Origin of the sequence: Burkholderia sp. L27(2015) (genome assembly GCF_009765705.1) — a bacterium.
In the GTDB taxonomy this organism is placed as follows: Bacteria; Pseudomonadota; Gammaproteobacteria; order Burkholderiales; family Burkholderiaceae; genus LMUX01.
In genome coordinates this window covers 159,644-179,574 of the sequence record NZ_LMUX01000027.1, presented here as the reverse complement: position 1 = coordinate 179,574, position 19,931 = coordinate 159,644, and the positions used below count along the sequence as shown (strand labels likewise).

16 protein-coding genes are annotated in these 19,931 nt (G+C 57.1%); 9 read left to right on the top strand and 7 right to left on the bottom strand.

The window, feature by feature from the left end:
• The first annotated feature begins 165 nt into the window (after window positions 1-165).
• From ltaE to metH, 4 genes are all read left to right on the top strand, one after another.
• Complete coding sequence (ltaE, locus tag GSQ77_RS28550; protein ID WP_158907435.1) at window positions 166-1,191, top strand: low-specificity L-threonine aldolase; 1,026 nt, start codon at window positions 166-168, stop codon at window positions 1,189-1,191.
• Between the two features lie 406 nt (window positions 1,192-1,597).
• Entirely contained in the window at window positions 1,598-1,855 is a 258-nt protein-coding gene (locus GSQ77_RS28545; RefSeq protein ID WP_158907434.1) for a DUF3567 domain-containing protein, read from the top strand.
• 249 nt (window positions 1,856-2,104) lie between these two features.
• Window positions 2,105-3,202 carry a homocysteine S-methyltransferase family protein gene (locus tag GSQ77_RS28540; RefSeq protein WP_158907433.1) on the top strand — a complete coding sequence of 366 codons (1,098 nt, stop codon included), beginning with the start codon at window positions 2,105-2,107 and terminating at the stop codon, window positions 3,200-3,202.
• A 65-nt stretch (window positions 3,203-3,267) separates the two neighbouring features.
• Complete coding sequence (gene metH / locus GSQ77_RS28535; RefSeq protein ID WP_158907575.1) at window positions 3,268-5,997, top strand: methionine synthase; 2,730 nt, start codon at window positions 3,268-3,270, stop codon at window positions 5,995-5,997.
• Window positions 5,998-6,061: 64 nt separating this feature from the next.
• Here metH and GSQ77_RS28530 read toward each other — a convergent pair whose 3' ends face one another.
• Window positions 6,062-6,385: a DUF1840 domain-containing protein gene (locus tag GSQ77_RS28530; RefSeq protein WP_158907432.1), complete on the bottom strand. Its 324-nt coding sequence runs from the start codon at window positions 6,383-6,385 to the stop codon at window positions 6,062-6,064.
• Window positions 6,386-6,717: 332 nt separating this feature from the next.
• Here GSQ77_RS28530 and argS point away from each other — a divergent pair, with 332 nt between their 5' ends.
• The 5 genes from argS (at window position 6,718) to GSQ77_RS28505 (ending at window position 12,736) form a co-directional block, all read left to right on the top strand.
• Window positions 6,718-8,490, top strand: a complete 1,773-nt coding sequence (gene argS / locus GSQ77_RS28525; protein WP_158907431.1) for an arginine--tRNA ligase — start codon at window positions 6,718-6,720, stop codon at window positions 8,488-8,490.
• 85 nt (window positions 8,491-8,575) lie between these two features.
• Entirely contained in the window at window positions 8,576-9,307 is a 732-nt protein-coding gene (locus tag GSQ77_RS28520) for an SPOR domain-containing protein (RefSeq protein ID WP_158907430.1), read from the top strand.
• A gap of 278 nt (window positions 9,308-9,585) precedes the next feature.
• Entirely contained in the window at window positions 9,586-10,224 is a 639-nt protein-coding gene (locus GSQ77_RS28515; RefSeq protein WP_158907429.1) for a thiol:disulfide interchange protein DsbA/DsbL, read from the top strand.
• 5 nt (window positions 10,225-10,229) lie between these two features.
• On the top strand, window positions 10,230-11,045 hold the full coding sequence (locus GSQ77_RS28510) for an SDR family oxidoreductase (RefSeq protein ID WP_158907573.1): 816 nt from the start codon (window positions 10,230-10,232) through the stop codon (window positions 11,043-11,045).
• A gap of 104 nt (window positions 11,046-11,149) precedes the next feature.
• Window positions 11,150-12,736 (top strand): ABC transporter substrate-binding protein, encoded by a 1,587-nt coding sequence (locus GSQ77_RS28505; RefSeq protein WP_158907428.1) that lies wholly within the window; start codon window positions 11,150-11,152, stop codon window positions 12,734-12,736.
• Window positions 12,737-12,825: 89 nt separating this feature from the next.
• Here GSQ77_RS28505 and speD read toward each other — a convergent pair whose 3' ends face one another.
• The 6 genes from speD to GSQ77_RS28475 form a co-directional block, all read right to left on the bottom strand.
• Complete coding sequence (gene speD / locus GSQ77_RS28500; RefSeq protein ID WP_158907427.1) at window positions 12,826-13,218, bottom strand: adenosylmethionine decarboxylase; 393 nt, start codon at window positions 13,216-13,218, stop codon at window positions 12,826-12,828.
• A complete protein-coding gene (locus tag GSQ77_RS28495) occupies window positions 13,211-14,431 on the bottom strand; it encodes an MFS transporter (protein ID WP_158907426.1) in 1,221 nt (406 codons plus the stop codon). The genes speD and GSQ77_RS28495 overlap by 8 nt, the downstream gene beginning before the upstream one ends.
• Before the next feature lie 13 nt (window positions 14,432-14,444).
• Window positions 14,445-15,836: a radical SAM protein gene (locus GSQ77_RS28490; RefSeq protein ID WP_254067870.1), complete on the bottom strand. Its 1,392-nt coding sequence runs from the start codon at window positions 15,834-15,836 to the stop codon at window positions 14,445-14,447.
• Window positions 15,837-16,477: 641 nt separating this feature from the next.
• A complete protein-coding gene (locus tag GSQ77_RS28485) occupies window positions 16,478-17,212 on the bottom strand; it encodes an autoinducer binding domain-containing protein (protein ID WP_158907423.1) in 735 nt (244 codons plus the stop codon).
• Window positions 17,213-17,508: 296 nt separating this feature from the next.
• Window positions 17,509-17,985 carry a hypothetical protein gene (locus tag GSQ77_RS28480; protein ID WP_158907421.1) on the bottom strand — a complete coding sequence of 159 codons (477 nt, stop codon included), beginning with the start codon at window positions 17,983-17,985 and terminating at the stop codon, window positions 17,509-17,511.
• Window positions 17,986-18,370: 385 nt separating this feature from the next.
• Window positions 18,371-19,693, bottom strand: a complete 1,323-nt coding sequence (locus GSQ77_RS28475) for an MFS transporter (RefSeq protein ID WP_158907419.1) — start codon at window positions 19,691-19,693, stop codon at window positions 18,371-18,373.
• Window positions 19,694-19,931 lie beyond the last annotated feature (238 nt).

Here is a 19,931-nt window from a genome sequence, read left to right as displayed (position 1 = left end):
CCAAGCCCAAGCCCAAGCCCAAGCCCAAGCCCAAGCCCAAGCCCAAGCCAGCAATGATCGGGCCGATTTATTGCGAGCGCGGACTGTTTTTGCGAAGACTGGGATAATGCCCTATCCGCCGTACTGCGCCATGCCGCGCCCCACTTTCCCGCCCAGGAGTGCTCGATGATAGATTTACGCAGCGATACCGTAACTCGCCCCACCCCCGCCATGCTGCAAGCGATGACGCTCGCAGAAGTCGGCGACGACGTATGGGGCGACGACCCCACCGTATTGAAGCTGCAGACCAGCGTAGCGGAACGCGCCGGCAAGCAGGCAGGTCTGTTCTTCCCCAGCGGCACACAAAGTAACCTCGCGGCGCTGATGGCGCATTGCGCGCGCGGCGACGAATACATCGTCGGCCAACTGGCCCACACCTATAAATACGAAGGCGGCGGCGCCGCCGTACTGGGCAGCATCCAACCTCAACCGATCGAGAACGCCGCCGACGGCAGCCTGCCGCTCGAAAAAATCAACGCCGCCATCAAGCCGATCGATAACCATTTCGCCCGTACTCGACTGCTCGCGCTCGAAAACACTATCGGCGGCAAGGTCTTGCCGGCCCAGTATGTCAATGACGCGGTCAAGCTGGCCCGCAGCCGCGGCCTTTCGGCTCACCTCGACGGCGCTCGCGTATTCAACGCCGTCGTGGCCGAGCGTTCGACCTTGGCCAACTTGTGCGCACCGTTCGACACCGTGTCGATATGTTTTTCGAAAGGACTGGGCGCGCCGGTCGGCTCGGTCTTGGTCGGCTCACGCGAGCTGATCGAGCAGGCGCAGCGCTGGCGCAAGGTGCTAGGCGGCGGCATGCGGCAAGCGGGGCTGCTGGCGGGCGCCTGCTTGTACGCGCTCGATCACAATGTCGAACGGCTGGCCGACGATCACGCCAACGCAGCGCGCTTGGCCGCAGGCCTGGCACAGATCGCCGAGGTGCAAGTTATCTCGCATGCCACCAACATGGTGTTTGCGCAGTTTCCCGACGCGCACTGCGCGCCGCTTGAGGCATTCTTGAAGAGCCGGGGCATATTGACGCAAATGCTCTACGCGTCGCGCTTCGTCACTCACCTCGACGTGTGCGCTGCCGATATCGAAACCTTCCTCGCTGCAGTCAAGAGCTACTTCAGCGCAGCCGGTACGCGCCACGCGGCCTGATCGCCCGCGGCACCGGGCCGCCGCCATGGTCCGGTGCCATTTCGCCACATATACATTTTGTTACCAGCAGTAATGCCAATTTGCGGCTATGCTGGAATCGTAGTGGCAAGACACTGTCTGACCCTGAGTGCAAGTCGTAAAGAAATTCGATAAGCGGTCGATAAGCAGTAAGTAGTCGATGCGCGCTTCAGGTAAAGAGCCCCTTGATTTCGCTCAAACCGCACCAATATCTGTAGTGAACGCGAGCGGAACCCATTGAATTTGCGGTATTGAATGACCGTATCAAGGTAAGCGAAGCGGTGCTGGAAGGTCGGCGCCGGTGTGCAGACAGAATATGTCCTCGTACGGCAAGCCGGCCAAGAGCCCGCTCGATTTCTTAAGTGCGGTTGCATAGAGGAGTGTTGCCATGCAAATGATTTATAACAGCCCTAATTATTGCGTCGTTGAATTTCCGGCACTCGATGGCACCATGGCCTTGTTGGACGGTGGCTACGAGATTGTCGACAAAACCAACCAACGTGAAATTTTCATCGACGGTGCACTCGCGGCGCAATTCCGCGAGCATGTGCAAAAGCTGATCGACGAACAACCCTCGATTGAAGAAATCGACGAGTTTCTTGGTCAATTCGATAGTTTGATGCACCAGCCGGTGATACTCCACTGAGCTCTTGCGAACGGACGGCCTAGGGACAAAGCCGTCGCATCGGATCGAACTCCGCACCCATACCTGCGCACTATTAGCCGCCGTATCGACGCCCGCTTCCATACCGGAATGCGGGCGTTTTACTTTGGGCCCGCGCGCTCGGCCCGTCGCGCGTCCCATGGTATGTCCCGCGCATGTCCCGTACTACGCGTCCCAGTCGATGACAATCGGCTACAATGCAAGGTTCTAAAAGGCCTACAAAGCACCGTCATGACCCAGTCCAACGCCTCCATCGAGTCCGGCCGCATCACACACGCCGCTGACTCCGTCCGCTCGCCGCTGCGCTACACGCGCGGCCAGGCGCTGCCTGCTTTGCTTGAGCAGCGCATACTGATACTCGATGGCGCAATGGGCACCATGATTCAGCGCTATAAGCTCGGTGAAAGCCAGTATCGCGGCGAGCGCTTCGCCGATCTGGACCACGACATCAAAGGCAACAACGAGTTGTTGTCGCTGACGCAGCCTCAAGTGATTCGTGAAATTCACGAACAGTATTTGGCCGCCGGCGCCGACATCCTCGAAACCAATACCTTTGGCGCGACCCGCGTAGCCCAGGCCGATTACCAGATGGAAGACCTCGCGGCCGAGATGAACGTGGCCTCGGCCAAGCTCGCGCGCGAAGCCTGCGAAAAATACTCGACGCCGGACAAGCCGCGCTTCGTCGCAGGCGCCATCGGCCCGACGCCCAAAACGGCCAGCATCTCGCCGGACGTCAACGATCCTGCCGCACGCAATACCTCGTTCGACGAACTACGCAGCGCTTACTACGAGCAAGCCAAGGCGCTTCTCGACGGCGGCGTCGATCTGTTCCTGGTCGAAACCATCTTCGACACGTTGAATGCCAAAGCGGCGTTGTTCGCGCTAGACGAGCTGTTCGAAGACACCGGTGAAATCCTGCCCATCATGATTTCGGGCACGGTAACCGATGCCTCCGGGCGCATCCTGTCGGGCCAGACCGTCGAAGCGTTCTGGAACTCGCTGCGTCACGCCAAGCCACTGACCTTCGGGCTCAATTGCGCGCTAGGCGCAGCGCTGATGAGACCGTATATCGCGGAGCTCGCCAAGTTGTGCGATTGCTATCTATCGTGCTACCCCAATGCGGGCCTGCCCAATCCGATGAGCGATACCGGCTTTGATGAAACGCCGGATGTCACCTCGTCGCTGCTGCATGAATTCGGCGAAGCCGGCATGCTCAACATTGCCGGCGGTTGCTGCGGCACCACGCCGGAACACATCGCCGCGATCGCGCAATCGCTGTCCAACGTCAAGCCACGCCGCTGGCCGCAACACTACCGGGATGCTGCATGAGCCAAACCGACGCCCCTGACGACCAGGTCCATCCCTCGTCCTCCGAGACGCCACCTGAACGACTCATGCGGCTAGCCGGCCTCGAGCCGTTCAATGCCGGCAAAGGTACGCTATTCATCAACGTCGGCGAACGCACCAACGTAACCGGCTCGAAAGCGTTCGCCCGCATGATCCTGAACGCCCAATTCGACGAGGCGCTGGTGGTCGCGCGCCAGCAAGTCGAGAACGGCGCGCAGGTGATCGATATCAACATGGACGAGGCCATGCTCGATTCGAAAGCGGCGATGGTGCGCTTTCTGAATCTGATCGCGTCCGAACCCGATATCGCCCGCGTGCCCATCATGATCGACTCTTCGAAATGGGAAGTGATCGAAGCGGGCCTGAAATGCGTGCAGGGCAAGGCGATCGTCAACTCGATCTCGATGAAGGAAGGTGTCGAGGCGTTCAAGAAGCACGCGCGGCTGATACGTCGCTACGGCGCGGCCGCCGTCGTGATGGCCTTCGACGAGAAAGGCCAAGCCGACACGTACCAGCGCAAGACCGAAATCTGCAAGCGCAGCTACGACATCCTGGTCAACGAAGTCGGCTTCCCGCCGGAAGACATCATTTTCGATCCGAACATTTTCGCGATCGCCACCGGTATCGAAGAGCACGACAACTACGCGGTCGATTTCATCAACGCTACGCGCTGGATCAAACAGAACCTGCCGTTCGCGAAAATCAGCGGCGGCGTGTCTAACGTGTCATTCTCGTTTCGCGGCAACGACGCCGTACGCGAGGCGATACACACGGTGTTCCTGTTTCACGCGATTGGCGCCGGCATGGATATGGGCATCGTCAACGCGGGCCAGCTCGGCGTCTACGAGGCTCTGAATCCGGAGTTGCGCGATCGCGTTGAAGACGTGGTGCTTAATCGCCCCGCCACGGGCGAGCTGACCAACACGGAACGGCTGCTCGAAATTGCCGAGCGTTTCAAGGGCGGTGCTGCGCGGCGCGAAGACAACCTCGATTGGCGCGGCACGCCGGACGATCCGAAGACGGTCGAAAAACGCCTGGCCCACGCGATGGTGCACGGCATCACCACGTTTATCGTCGAAGACACCGAAGAAGCGCGCGCGAAAATCGCCGCGGGTGGCGGGCGGCCGATTCAAGTCATCGAAGGCCCGTTGATGGACGGCATGAACGTGGTCGGCGATTTGTTCGGTGCGGGCAAGATGTTCCTGCCCCAGGTGGTGAAATCGGCGCGCGTGATGAAGCAGGCTGTGGCCCATCTGATCCCGTTTATCGAGGAAGAGAAGGCGCGCATGGCGGCAGCCGGCGACGACGTGAAGGCCAAGGGCAAGATCGTGATCGCCACCGTGAAAGGCGACGTGCACGATATCGGCAAGAACATCGTCACGGTGGTGTTGCAGTGTAATAACTTCGAAGTGGTCAACATGGGCGTGATGGTCGCCTGCAGCGAGATCCTCGCCAAGGCGAAGGCCGAGGGCGCCGATATCATCGGCCTGTCGGGCCTGATTACGCCCAGTCTGGAAGAAATGGCCTACGTGGCCTCGGAAATGCAGCGCGACGATTATTTCCGCGAGCGCCAGACGCCGCTGCTGATCGGCGGCGCGACCACGTCGCGGGTGCACACCGCGGTGAAGATCGCCCCGCATTACGACGGCCCGGTAGTGTACGTACCCGATGCGTCACGCTCGGTGTCGGTGGCCTCGAGCTTGCTGTCGGACGACGGCGCGAAGCAATATCTGGCGGATCTGAAAGCCGACTATCAGCGGGTGCGCGAACAGCATGCCTCGAAGAAAGCGCTGCCGATGGTGACGCTGGCGCAAGCGCGCGCCAACAAGACACCGATCGATTGGGCGGCTTACCGACCGGTCAAACCGAAGTTCATCGGTCGGCGCGTGTTCAAGAATTACGATTTGAGCGAGCTGGCCAACTATATCGATTGGGGTCCGTTTTTCCAGACCTGGGACCTCGCGGGCCCCTACCCTGCGATCCTGAACGATGAAGTTGTAGGCGAATCGGCGCGCCAGGTGTTCGCGGACGCGAAACAGATGCTGTCGCGTTTGGTCTCGAACCATTGGTTGACCGCCAACGGCGTGATCAGCTTGCTGCCCGCCAACACGGTCAACGACGACGATATCGAAATCTACACCGACGACACGCGCACGCAAGTCGCGTTGACGTGGCGCAACCTGCGTCAGCAGACCGAGCGCCCGGTCATCGACGGCGTGCCGCGCCCGAACCGCTGCCTGGCCGATTTCATCGCGCCCAAGGAGAGCGGCATCGCCGACTACATCGGTATGTTCGCGGTCACCGCCGGCCTGGGCGTCGACGTGAAAGAGAAGCAATTCGAGAAGGATCACGACGACTACAGCTCGATCATGTTCAAGGCGCTGGCCGATCGTTTGGCCGAAGCTTTTGCCGAGCGCATGCATGAACAGGTCAGGCGCGATCTGTGGGGATATGCGTCGAGCGAAACACTACCCGTCGACGCAATGATTCATGAGAAATATGCTGGGATACGGCCCGCGCCCGGTTATCCCGCGTGCCCAGACCATCTGGTCAAAAAGGCGATGTTCGAAGTGATGCGTTGCGAAGACGTCGACATGACGCTCACCGAATCGCTGGCGATGATGCCGGCGGCCAGCGTCTCGGGTTTCTATCTGGCGCATCCCGACAGCACGTATTTCTCGGTGGGCAAGATTAGCCAGGATCAGTTGGACGATTACGCGCAGCGCAGCGGCTTGTCACCTAGCGAAGCGCGGCGCGCGTTGGCACCGCAACTGTAACTAAACGGCCGGTAATGCGCGGCCGATGATGCGCGCCCGGCGCGTGACACCGGGCACCTCGGGATCACACGCCCCAGATGATGTCGGTCTGCGCCTTCAGTGAATCGCGCAGCATGACGAGGAAGGGAAAAGCGCGCTGGGCAAGCCCGACTGGCATCTCGCTCTGGTGATCTCGAGGTTCGGCATCGCGCTCGATGTCGTGCCCACGCTGAACGGCTTTGTCGGCCGTGACAGCCGCTTCGAGCTTGGCGATCGCGGCCGGCAATTCGGCGTGGGTGATCACGCCACGGTCGCCTAGACGTTTGCCGATGATGCCCAGCAAATACTGGGCGTGATTTTCGAGCATCTGGACGTCAGGCGCGGCGGAAGATTTGAATGTGACCAGCATGACGACTCCTTGTTTTATAGATCAAGAGCTGGGCTGGCCATGCGGCCGGAATACTGGTAACAGGCTGGAAAGCCGGCCTGGGAGTTGACCCCGAGCGCTCGCTTGACATTGGCCGCTGCGCGGTTTCCGGACGCGCATGAATTAACCCTAAGCACATCATAGCACCTGTTAAAATCACAGACTCGCGAGGTTATTGCACGCCGAGAACCTTCGCGTACTCACCCGGGTCTGATACCTGAAGTTTCACTTTTACCGCGATCGCGACTCGCGGCAGGCGCACTTTGCACAGCACGCTACGCCGCCGCTTTGACCGATCGCCCGGACCGTTTCGCATGTTGCCTGCTCAAAAACAGATTATCGAAGCCATCCTCGCCGACGCCGTCGCCGGCCTGCTGGGTGCCCTGCCCGACGCGCCCGCGCTCACCCCCGTGATTGCGCTCGAGCGCCCGAAGATCGCGGCCCATGGCGACGTCGCCAGCAATCTCGCCATGCAACTGGCCAAACCGCTGCGCGCCAACCCGCGCCAACTGGCTCAGCAGCTGGCCGACGCGGTGCTCGCTCATCCCCGTTCCGCTGGCCTGATTGAGGCAGCCGAGGTGGCGGGCCCGGGCTTCATCAATTTGCGTTTGAGTGTGCCGGCAAAGCAAGCGGTGCTGTCGGCCGTGTTCGAGCAGCAAGCGGCCTTTGGCCAATCGCAGCATGCTGCTGGCAAGCGAGTGCTGATCGAATTCGTTTCGGCCAACCCGACCGGCCCGCTGCACGTAGGTCACGGTCGTCAGGCCGCGCTGGGCGATTCGCTCTCGCACTTGCTCGCGACGCAGGGCTGGGACGTCTCGCGCGAGTTCTATTACAACGACGCCGGGGTCCAGATCCAAAACCTGGCGCTGTCGGTGCAAGCCCGCGCGCGCGGCTTCAAGCCCGGCGACGCCGATTGGCCGGCGTCGGCCTATAACGGCGAGTACATCGGCGACATCGCGCGCGACTATCGCAACGGCGTGACCGTGGCGGCGAGTGATGGCGAGCCTGTCACGGGCGCGGCCGACCCTGACAATCTCGATGCGATCCAGCGCTTCGCCGTGGCCTATCTGCGCCGCGAACAGGATCAGGACTTGCTCGCGTTCGGCGTCAAGTTCGACCGGTATTACCTGGAATCGTCGCTGTACTCCGAGGGGCGCGTCGAGCGTACCGTCGATGCGCTGGTGGCAGCCGGACGTACCTACGAACTGGACGGCGCGCTTTGGCTGCGCACGACCGACGAGGGCGACGACAAAGACCGCGTGATGCGCAAGACGGATGGCACGTACACCTACTTCGTGCCTGACGTCGCTTATCACGTCAGCAAGTGGGAGCGCGGCTACGCCAAGGTGATCAACGTGCAGGGTTCGGACCACCACGGCACCATTGCGCGCGTGCGTGCCGGCCTGCAAGGGCTGGACATGGGCGTTCCGCGCGGTTATCCCGACTACATCCTGCACAAAATGGTCACCGTGATGCGCGATGGCCAGGAGGTCAAGATTTCGAAACGTGCGGGCAGCTATGTCACGGTTCGCGATTTGATCGAGTGGTCGGGCGGTATGAGCGAAAACGCGGCCGACAATGCCGCGATCGAACCGGCCGTGTTGGCCGAGATGATCAAGCGCGGCCGCGATGCCGTGCGTTTTTTCCTGATCTCGCGCAAGGCCGATACGGAATTCGTTTTCGACATCGATCTCGCGCTCAAGCAAAACGACGAGAACCCGGTCTATTACGTGCAGTACGCGCATGCGCGGATCTGTTCGATCCTGAACTCGTGGGGCGGCGACGTGCAAACATTGCCGCAGGTCGATTTCAGCCTGCTGGTCAGCGAGCACGAATTGTCGCTGCTGCAAAAGCTGGCCGAATATCCAGATATGCTGACACGTGCCGCTGAAGAGCTGGCGCCCCATTCGGTCGCATTTTACTTGCGCGACCTCGCTGGCGAATTCCACTCGTTCTACAATGCGCAGCGGGTCCTTGTAGACGACGAACAGATCAAGCTCGCGCGCTTGGCCCTGTTGGCGGTAACGCGCCAAGTACTGGCCAACGGCCTGGCGGTGCTCGGTGTGTCGGCGCCGGCGAAGATGTAAAGCAACGATGTGAAGCGACGATAAAAACGGTGGCGGCTCGCTATAATCCTTCAACCCAGTTGACGTACACGTGGTGAACACAGCGATGGCAAAAACAACCCGGCAGCCCAGGACCCCGCAACGCGAAACGCACAAGCAAAGCGGCGGGACTTTTCTAGGCATCGTACTGGGCCTGATCGTCGGCCTGGGCATTGCCGTGGTGGTCGCGCTCTACATCACGCGTGCGCCCACGCCGTTCGTCGCCAAGGCGCTGAATGGTGGCGACACTGCGGCGAGCGCGTCCGTTGCGCCGCCAGCCGGTCAGTTCGATCCGAATCGCATTCTGCAAGGTAAGTCGCCCGGCTTGGCGGTCGCGCCCACGACCGCCGCCGCGCCTGAGAACACCGCGCCGCAGCCCGATGCCAAGGCCACTGCGCCCTCCGGCATCTTCAAGGAACCGCAGATCGTAGAGGTTCCGTCGGCGACTCCGGCCGCTCAGGCCCCGGCAGCCGCGGCACCTGCGCAAGCGCCAGCACAGACGTCACGCACTCCCGCCGCGCCAACCGCCGCGGTCGCGCCGCCCGTCGTGAACGAAGCGAATACGGGCTATTTCCTGCAAATCGGTGCCTACAAGACCACTCAGGACGCCCAGCAGCAACGCGCTCGCCTCGCCTTGCAAGGATTTGAGTCGACCGTGACGCAACGTGACAGCGGCGGAATAACCTATTTCCGCGTGCGTATCGGACCGTTCAGCAAGTTCGACGAAATGAACAACACGCGGCAGCAGCTTTCGAATGCGGGAATCGATTCGGCTGTGATTCGCTTTACCAAACAGTAAGCGCCTTAACTCAACCTATGGTGAGCATGAGTTGCCTGTCCCTTACGGGGATGGGACCTGAGTGGGGAGACGGGGCGGGGGTGGATCGGAGGTTGGGTTCGCCGTTGCGTCCGCGGTTGCATCTGATTCCGCGTTTGAATTCCGCGCCCCCAAATCCGCACTTTGACTGAACCTGAGCCATTGCCGACAGTCTCAGCAGACTTGCTTTAAGATACTTGGGCCCGTAGCGCGTGCGCCTGGCATCAGCTTTCTTTACCCCCGATACCTTCCTATACGACATGAAAAAACTGATCAGTTGTGTGTTTTTCGCGCTGGGCCTCGTAGCCAGCGCCGTTCAAGCCTCACCGAGCGCACCTGTCGCCGGTACCGATTACACCGTCCTGGCCACGCCTCAGCCCACCGAGTCACCCGCCGGCAAGATCGAAGTTACCGAGTTTTTCTGGTACGGCTGCCCGCATTGCAACGAGTTCGAGCCGTCGCTCGAAGCCTGGTTGAAGACGGCAGGGCCGGACGTTGTGTTCAAACGGGTACCGGTCGCCTTCCGCGACGACTTCGTGCCGCACTCAAAGATGTTTCACGCACTGGACGCCCTGGGTTTGGCGCCGGAGCTGACGCCCAAGGTTTTCCACGAAATTCACGAGAACCACAACTATCTGCTGACCGAGCAGGCGCAGGCCGATTTCCTCGCCAAGAACGGCGTCGATCCGGTCAAATACAAAGCCGCGTATGAGTCGTTCAGCATCAACAGTGCGCTGCAGCGCGACACCAAGCTGCTCAACGATTACAAGATCGACGGCGTGCCCACGCTCGCGGTCCAAGGCAAGTACGAGACGTCACCGGCGCTCACCAACAGCTTGCCGGGCACCATACAGGTACTCAATTACCTGATTGCGCAAGTTCGCGCGAAGAAGATGTGAGCGATTTGTCATCGAGCAATGATACGGCCGCGCCTGGCGCGGCACCCCTCAAGGTATTCCTGACCGGCGCCTCCAGCGGCATCGGTTTGGCGCTTGCGCAGCATTATGCAGCCCAGGGCGCAACGCTCGGGCTGGTGGCGCGGCGGGCCGAATCGCTCAGCGCCTTCGAAGCGCAAGCGGCAACGCAATTTCCCAACGCCAAGATCATGGTGCTTCCGGCTGACGTGCGCGATGCAGCGACGCTGGCGAGCGCCGCGCAGTTGTTCATCGGCCGCTTCGGCTGCCCAGACGTGGTGATCGCCAACGCCGGTATCAGTGAAGGCGCAGTCACCGGATGCGGCGAGCTGCAGACGTTCGATGCGGTGATGGCGACGAATTATCTCGGCATGGTCGCAACGTTCGAGCCGTTTATCGCCGAAATGAGCATGGCACGCCACGGCACCTTGGTCGGTATCGGCAGCGTGGCCGGCGTGCGCGGCTTGCCCGGGCATGGCGCGTATAGCGCGTCGAAAGCGGCGGCCATGACTTATCTTGAGAGTTTGCGTGGAGAACTGCGCGCCGCCGGAATCAGCGTCGTGACGATCGCGCCGGGGTATATCCGTACGCCGATGACCGACACGAACGCGTTCCCGATGCCGTTTTTGATGGACGCAGCGCCCTTTGCCGCGAAGGTTGCGGCCGCGATCGAGCGCCGTAGCCGGTACAGCGTATTCCCATGGCAGATGCGCATCGCGTCGGCACTGCTGCATCTGTTGCCGCGCTCCATCTACGACACGGTGATGCAAAAAGCGCCGCGTAAGCAGCGTGGCCCCCAGCCATAAGATTTAGCACATTCGCGCATTTGCGCCAAAAACAAGTCAGAATAACGGGGCCTCTACCCTCTTCGGTTCGTGCAGCGGGTATTCCTACCTATTCTGGAGTCGTCATGCGCCTTAAATTCATCGCTGCGGTCCTCGCACTATGCGTCCCGCTGGCTGTGATGTCCAAACCGCTGACCGTCTGTACCGAAGCCAGCCCGGATGGCTTCGACGTCGTTCAATTCAATTCGCTGGTCACCACGAATGCCAGCGCGGACGTGATTTTCAACGGTCTGGTGGCGTTCGATGAAACGACCAACCGCGTGGTGCCGGCACTCGCCGAAAAGTGGGAAATCAGTGCCGACGGCCTGACCTATACCTTCCATCTGCGCCCTAACGTCCAGTTCCAAAGTACGGATTATTTCAAACCCAGTCGCACGCTGAACGCCGATGACGTGATTTTCACGTTCGACCGCATGCTCGATGCGAATAACCCGTGGCATAAGGTCGCAGGCGCCAGCGGGTTTCCGCATGCACAGTCGATGGGGCTACCCAAGCTGATCAAGTCGATCAGCAAGGTTGGCGACAACACGGTGGTATTCCATCTCAGTGAGCCGAACGCGACCTTCCTGCCGATTTTGACGATGGGATTCGCATCGATCTATTCGGCCGAATACACGACTCAGTTGCTGCGGGCCAATCGCACGGGCGACCTCAACAGCAAGCCGATCGGCACGGGGCCGTTCATGCTGCGCAGCTATCAGCCCGATGCGATCATCCGCTATGACGTCAATCCGCATTATTGGGGGGCTGCGCCTAAGGTGGACCGTCTGATCTTTGCGATCACACCGGATGCGGCGGTGCGGGAGCAGAAATTGAAGGTTGGTGAATGCGACATCGCGCTCTCGCCTAAGCCGACTGATGTGCTTAGTGCGCGTGACGATGCCAAGCTCAAGGTGCTGCAAACGCCCGCTTTCATGACCGCGTTTGTTGCGCTGAATACTCAGCATAAGCCGTTGAGTGATGTGCGGGTGCGTCAGGCGATCAATATGGCGTTTGATCGCCCCGCCTATTTGAAAGCGGTGTTCTCGGATATGGCTACGCCGGCGATCAACCCGTTTCCTGCGAATAATTGGGGCAATGCGGCGAGCGTGCAACCGTATACGCAGAACGTCGCTGAGGCCAAGAAATTATTGACCGCGGCGGGTTATCCGAACGGCTTTGACACGACCATCTGGACGCGTCCCGGTGGCAGTTTGCTCAATCCGAATCCGAAGACTGGCGCCGAAATGTTGCAATCGGATCTGGCGCGTATTGGCGTGCGTGCGCAAGTGAAAATCGTCGAATGGGGGACGTTGATTCGCAATGCCAAGGAAGGGCAACATGATTTGTTGTTCATGGGCTGGGCAGGCGACAACGGGGACCCGGATAATTTCCTGACGCCGCAATTCGCGTGTGCTTCGGTGCAGTCGGGGATTAACTTCGCGCGGTTTTGCGATCCGGAACTCGATCGTTTGATCGCGGACGCGAAAAGCACGCCGGAGCGGAGCAAGCGCGTGAATGATTATCAGGCTGCGCAGAAGATCATTCACGATCAGGCATTGTGGGTGCCGTTGGGGTATCCGACGGCGGTGGCGTTGACGCGTATTAATGTCAGCGGGTATAAGGTTAGCCCGTTTGGGCGGCAGAATTTTGATGGTGTTTCGGTGGAGTGAATGGATGGACCGGTTCGCCGTTTGGCGCTGACAAGCGGTTGAGGGGGGATGAAGTTAGTCTCCGGCTAATCAGATTTCCGCGGTCCCCTCTAAAGTCCCCACGGCCATGGGCCTTTCGCGGGCATGTCGCCACGAGGTATCTGGGTGATTTTATAGCTTCCTCCCAACGTTTCTGCCGCGAAGCAGCGAAAGATATTGGTCGGCTCAAAACCGGTACCACACGTAAACGCATCAAAGAAAGCTTTACCTTGATCGGGATATGTATGCAGCGATACATGCGATTCTGCAAGCAATAGCAAAATCGTGACGCCGCACGGTTCGAATATCTTGCTCATAGTGCCGAGAACAGTGACACCTTCCGTCACGGCGGCGGAAACCAGGGACTTCTGAAGGATTTCTAAGTTATTTAGAACATCAAATTTGGCATCTTCGATATCTACTAAAACGTGTCGTCCGTAAGCAAAATACTCTGTATCAGCCATGTGATCTCGCAGATTTTACTTTGCCTACATAGGCTACCGACGCCACCAGCAAACCAATTAGAGTGATGCTAGCGCCGACCGAGGAAACCAGTACGAGCAAACCCGCGAAGCTACCCGACAACGCCTCTCCGGTATTTGCTAGGGTTGAGAACAGACCGAAATTCTTTCCAATATCGCCAGTGGTTGACAGGCGCTGAATATTAGTCGGAAGTACCACATCGACGAATGCCCCAAAAATACCAAGGACCACACAACCAATCAGAAGCGCGAAAGCGTGCGCTATGCAAGCAGGCAGCATGGACAGCACCAGGCCATATAAACACCAGTACGCCATGAGACTTGTGGTACTAAAATCCCGTGCCACTCTGGCACACAGCACCGCACCCGCGATCGTACCAAGAGCGGTCAAGCTCATGGCATACCCGATCATGCTGTCGGAATAGCCTGCGCTCTTCATCATCGCCGGGATAAGGATGCGTAGAGCGGCAGCGACGAAGAGGATGCACGCAGACGAGTAGGCGATCGTGATAAACAGGTGGCGCTTGGCGATGACCCCAAGCAGATTTCGCCAAAACTCGTGGTATAGGCTACCCATTCGAATTCGCGTCGAAAGCGATTCCAGCCGATGCTCGATGGGAATGCGCACCGCCACGATGCACATTGCAGACAGCAGATATGTCACCGAATCCAGGATCAGCACATATCCTGGGTTTTCGATTAACGCAAGTGCCATTCCGCCAACTGCGGGACCTACGAGCCCGCCAAACTCCGCGACGATTTGTGTAGCCCCATTCGCAACAGGAAGGGCCTTGGCCTGAACCAATGACGGAATAGCGGCTTGGAACGCCGGCTGGAAGATCGAGCGGAACGCTGTCATCAGCATGCCATAGACAGCAAGTGAGATTGGATCGGCTCTGCCAACCGCGAGCAATGCGCAAAATGCGCTCGTCACTATCATGCGGACGATATCGGCTGTCAGCATCAACAGCTTACGCGACACTCTATCTGACAGCGAACCTCCGATCGGCCCTAGGATAAGGTAGGGAATGAAGCGAAAGAAATAAATGAAGCCCGTCATGGCGATGGCGTTATTTGTCACCTTTAGCGCCAGGACGATAAAGATAAGCTCGTGCACGCCATCTCCGACTTTGGAAAGCAAATTTCCGAATAGGAGGGTGACGAATCGCCTGTCATAAAATAGCGTGCCGACCATATTCCGCTAGCTCCTAAGCCACCGCTCGCGGCATGATTGACGGATAAAGCAGCTCCCGCTTGACGAAGCTACGCCCTCCGCGTTTTAGCCTGTCGACGACCAGTCGGTTCATGACCATTTGATCTGCCTTCGGCATCAAGTAGTACATGATATTTACGTACCAGTACCAACCCAGCTTAGTCAGAGAAAATCGGACGTCGTCCTCGGTCACGAGCGACTCATCTTTCAAATTCCGAAGCTTTTGCAGCACCTCTGGATGAATCTGGTCCCAACGTACTAGCTGTTTTTCTATGTGCCCGTGATACGCCAGACGGAGAATTACAGGCCGTGAATAGTCCAACGCTTTATCGTGCTGGCTCACCGTGCATGGGAGCAGTCCGGCAGTTAGTTGCTCCTGGTATATCTTTCTGCTCTGTGTGTTGGTAATCACGTGACCTATGGTCGAGCTCACGGCGTTGATGCCAAAGCCGAGAAGATCGAGATCGTGATAGCCATAGACGTGTTCGTGATAGACAAAGGAATACGTGGCGCTTACAACCTCGGACGTCGGGCGAGTACGCACATAACCGTGACCGTTATGTGGCATAAAGCCTGAATGTCGCATAAATTGGTCGACAAGTATGTTCATGCTCAACTTGCGCATCGCCGACGTCGGAGCCAAACCTGCGTGGCCAATCTTGGTGTGAAGGCCAACCTGCGTCATGATGTTGTCAATCGGATATATGTCAACGTTAGTGGTCCCCATCGCCACCGCCGCCTGCAAATCAGCGATCAACTCCTCTTCATCCTGCCCGCTCATGCCGTAAAGGATGTCAAAGGTCTGATAGGGAAACATCCCTTTCAGTAATTCTGTAGCTTCGCGGATCTGGTCCAACGAGGCAGTTAGGTCGAACATCTCGCGCCACTTCATATTGAAGGTCTGAAGACCAAACCGCGGGTGAGTAACGCCAATGGCACGCATCGCTTGTGCACGCTCAACAGTCAAGCTCTTGACCTCGATCTCGAAGGAAAACTCGCGCAATTGCGAAAGATCAAAAGTATTTTGAATAAGCTCCCCGAGGCGAATGATCTGATCGGGATCGAGCAAGCTCGGCGTCCCCCCTCCAAAAAAAATCGCCCTAATCGGGGTTCCGCTCAAATCGATTGAACCGGCTTTTATTTTGATCTCAGTGAGCAAAGACTCGAAATACTTTTCGATCACGGTCCGATCCGAATATTTTCCTCGTGTGAAAGGGCAAAAGTTGCAAATCGTGTCACAAAATGGGATATGAAAATACAGCGCTCGCCCTTTGACTTGGCTTTTGGCTTCCTCAAAAATCTCGCAAACTGATTTTTTTGAAATCTCCTTTCCCTGGCTTGGGAAAAAAAAATTATGTACAGGAAATTGGCGATCAAATTTGATCATCGACTTGTCGGATATTAAGTTCATAGCCCTCCCAAAAGATAAAAGGGGGGGGCCAGCCCCCCCCTCTCTCAACAAAAGCTTACCAACCTACGATGAACGAACCGACGATTCCATCAAATTCATCAGCTTCAAAATAGCTCAGAATTTCTTCCATGACGTGCTCCATATTTAGATGCAAGGTTCCCCCTTGCGTGGATGCCAGTAAGTGTTGCCGGCATTCTTTTAGCGTTCCATCTCATGCGCCCATGGTTGCCGAGATAGAGCGAATCATCTTTTGAACAAACGAACCTGTCGGAGGAGGCACATTGAAAAGCATGCCTTCCATGCTCAGCGCACAACAGCTTTGCCAACGCCCTTATTTCACCGTCCCTCTCCAAGTCCACTCGTTTGATGTCTTCGATTCTAGAACCACTCCGCCTCGAAAACACCCTCGCGAATTGCGATTGATTTTTTCCCCATCCAATGCTACTTACACCATCACCATATTTTGTTATCCTAACGATATGACCGGCCCGGTTGGCTCAAGCATCTAGTCTTAATATAACGGGGGTCGTAATTGCACCGAAGCGTATGTGTCATCCACCTACACGACCATGCTCAGATCCCCCCTCCGTCGCTGGTTATGAGAAATTCTCGAAAAGCTAAATCAAGAGGCCCTGCTGGAAGGCTAGCTTTGCAGCAGCCGTAACCCGACCTACTCTCATTTTTGCATTGATACGCGCGTACAGCGCGTACACAGTGGCGACGGACCGGCCCAATTGAGAAGCAACCTCACGGGCAGACTCTCCGCGTAAAACTCTCCGTAAAGCCCACAATTCCGTCTCACTGAGTTCGAATCTTTTAACTAAGAAGCGTTCTTGTGATGCTATCCGGCTGTCCAGTAACGACCCCGCGATGCCTCGAAAGAGAGCCTTATATTGCATTAGCCTCGTTTCACCTCCATGTTCTGGCTCGGCAGCATTACTAATTTGCAACACCCCAATTAGTGCCGTGGCGCGAGCATGGACGGGCACGATAACGCTGCTTCGCAAACCGTATCTGCGCGCTGTTTCGAGCATTTCTCGTTGGCCTCCACTGAAAAGAGCGACGCGCCGCGCAGAAACAGGCGCCTGGTTATAGCGCGCGTAGTAAAAGTATGGGTCGTTGCTATACCAATGACGATGCTGATAGACCTGCATCCATTCGGGACGGCATCCGATCAAAAAACGGTAAGCGCTCGCGTGGCCCTCTGAGTTCGGAGAAAAGGTCGAAAAAATATACGCGTCCGCTCCAAACCCAGGGAGTAGATCCTTCATCAGCTTGCTAACTTGAGCATCATGCACACACTCATCTAACCTGTTTATCGTTCGAATTGTTTCATTTAATTGATCCGACACTTTCGTCTCCGAACGCTATGCTTTCTGCACTCTAAGGGGCTTCCTTCCGCGCTGCTATCAGGTTTCGATATTTCTCCCGAAGGGCCTTATAGCGGAAATCTAATTGAAGGAAATACGGATCGTTCGCAATGAAACTGTTCAATTCATTTTCACTCCCGATAGGTAGACCATGTATGAATGACGTGCCATCGGCGTGAGTTAACTCGCGCTCCAAAAATACGCAGGTGTCGAAAGTGATCAACTTAATGCGGACACATTCGCGAGCGACAAGTAACTCCGCTTCAAAGACGAGGACCTCATTCATTTTTGGGTGCCGCTAGCTCGGGCGGCCGTCGAAGCTTGCTCGCGAGCAGTCGCTCATAATCCCTATTACATCGCCAGAAATCTGGGTTGCTTACCATCGCGCAGACCTCTATCAGACGCTCTGCCATATCAAGCGCCTGTTGTTCGGTGCGGTAGTCGCTGAGCGACTGTAGTGAGCCATCGATTTTTCGTACGTACAGGCGGTAACAATCAGGGGTCACGCCAAGATCCTTAGCCCACAGCACTCGACCCGCCCGTTCGATGACACCCTCGATTTGGATCGCACCGATCCAACCATGCAACTTTTCCAGACATATTTCATGATTGGGGGACGCAATATTGATGGGCGGGCGCGGATGCGGAGGACCGACTAAAGGCGCGCCAGCAGGAGACGCTTCGCCTTGCCGAGTATCCCCAGTAACTTGCTCAGAGATCACGTTACTCGACAGTTTTTTAACTTGATCGCTCATCGTCTAGCGCTCCTTGCGACAGGCGCGAGGAACGCGGTGCTGCAACGCTGATCGCGGTCAAACGTCGTAGTATTTTGAAGCATCCAGTGCGCATTCCCCCAATTTATGAAGCACGGGAATTTTGGAAACACCGCTACGAATGTTCGATGGAGACGACATGGGATGCCGTCTCGTGTGCGCCAACTCGACAAGGTGCGCGCGGTGACGTTACCACGCGCTATAATATTGCTAGCCATTCAGAGCCTCTCAGGTTTTTCGATGGTCAGGCTGACGCCGGTGTTGGTAGCACCGGCGTCAGCTGCTTTCTTCTCAAAATTTAGTTATCTTGAATATCCTCCTTATTAAGTACAAGTTTTGTCAAACTCTCACGCTAAATCGATGCGCGTCAGTTGCTGCCGGGTTCACTATTTCGATAACAAATTCCGGCCAATGCACTAATCGCTGCCGCGCCCATTACATAGAATGCCGGCGCTAAATTACTTCCCGTGACGGCGATCAGCCACGTCAAAATGACCGCTGCAAAACCACCAAATAGAATCACTGCGGCGTTGTATGAGACAGCGATTCCGCTTGAACGAACTCGATTCGGAAAGAGATTTGCGAGCACAGCCAACACAGCCCCCTCATAGCAGGCGATCAAGACACCAAAGACCAACTGGAACATCAACAAGGTCACAATTCCTGGATGCACATTGATGAGAGCGAACATCGGGTATGCAAGCGCGAATATCGACGCAGCAGCTCCGACAAGGAACCGGCGCGCCCCGTGACGATCAGCTAAGAAGCCCATGATTGGCGTCAGGCAAAAAGCGGTCAGTCCGCCGACCAACACGGCAGAGAACCCAATAACAATCGGCAGATGCAAAGCCGCGGCCGAATAAGTGGGGATATAAAACAACAGTACGTAGGAACAAATTGTCCACAACGCCGTGAGGCCCATGCCTGTTATGGTCGATCTTAAATGCAGATGAAAAATCTCACGCAACGGCGTGCGAGCGTTCGAGCTTTTGCCCGCTTGGACGTGATTTGCAACCTGCCGCCGAATGTAAAGTCCTATCGGACCAAGCAATATGCCCAACAGAAATGGCATGCGCCAACCCCAACTGTTCAAAGCTGACGGATCGAGTTGGGAGGTCAGATAGAAGCCGAAGCCAGCGCTGAGCAAAATTGACATGCCTACGCCAGCTTGTATCCAACTGGTGTAGTAATTTTGACGGTTGGGCGGAATACGCTCAATCAGCAAGGCCGCGGCACTGCCCATTTCACCACCTACCGCGAAGCCTTGCAGGAGTCGAGCGAGTACGATAATCACAGGCGCGGCGATGCCGATTTGTGCGTAGGTCGGGGCTAGCGCGATTAATGCGGTTCCGACCGTCATCAGCGTAATGGTAAGCGTCAAGGCGGCGTTACGGCCGACGCGATCAGCGTAGGCGCCGAGCCATAATCCGCCAAGCGGTCTCACGAAAAGACCTACACCGAGCGTCCCGAGCGTTAGTAATAGCGAAATCACCGGATCCTCGGTCGGGAAAAATAGCTTTGCGATCACGACCGAGAAAAAACTATAGGCGATGTAATCGAACCATTCGAAGCAATTTCCGACAATTACCGCGCCAATTACGCGACGCAGCGCGGTGTCTCCAGTCAAGTGAAGATAGTGAGTGCCAGTAATACGGTTCGAATTTCGCGCAATGCCTACTGTATCTTCCATAGAGAATTTTCCTTTCTATTTTCTTTTGTCGTTTAGATATACTGATTTTATCTATCACGATAAAATCACTAACTACTGAGAAATTTTTTCTGTTGGTAAGATACTTCTGCGCAAGTCAAGAGTGACTTCTAATCGTTGGACACGACCATCGAGCCTGCACAAGCGTACCTCTGTTCGCCCTCCGCGTGGAATGAAAATGTGCAACACCTTTTGCGATTTCGGAAACCCGCGCGGCTGC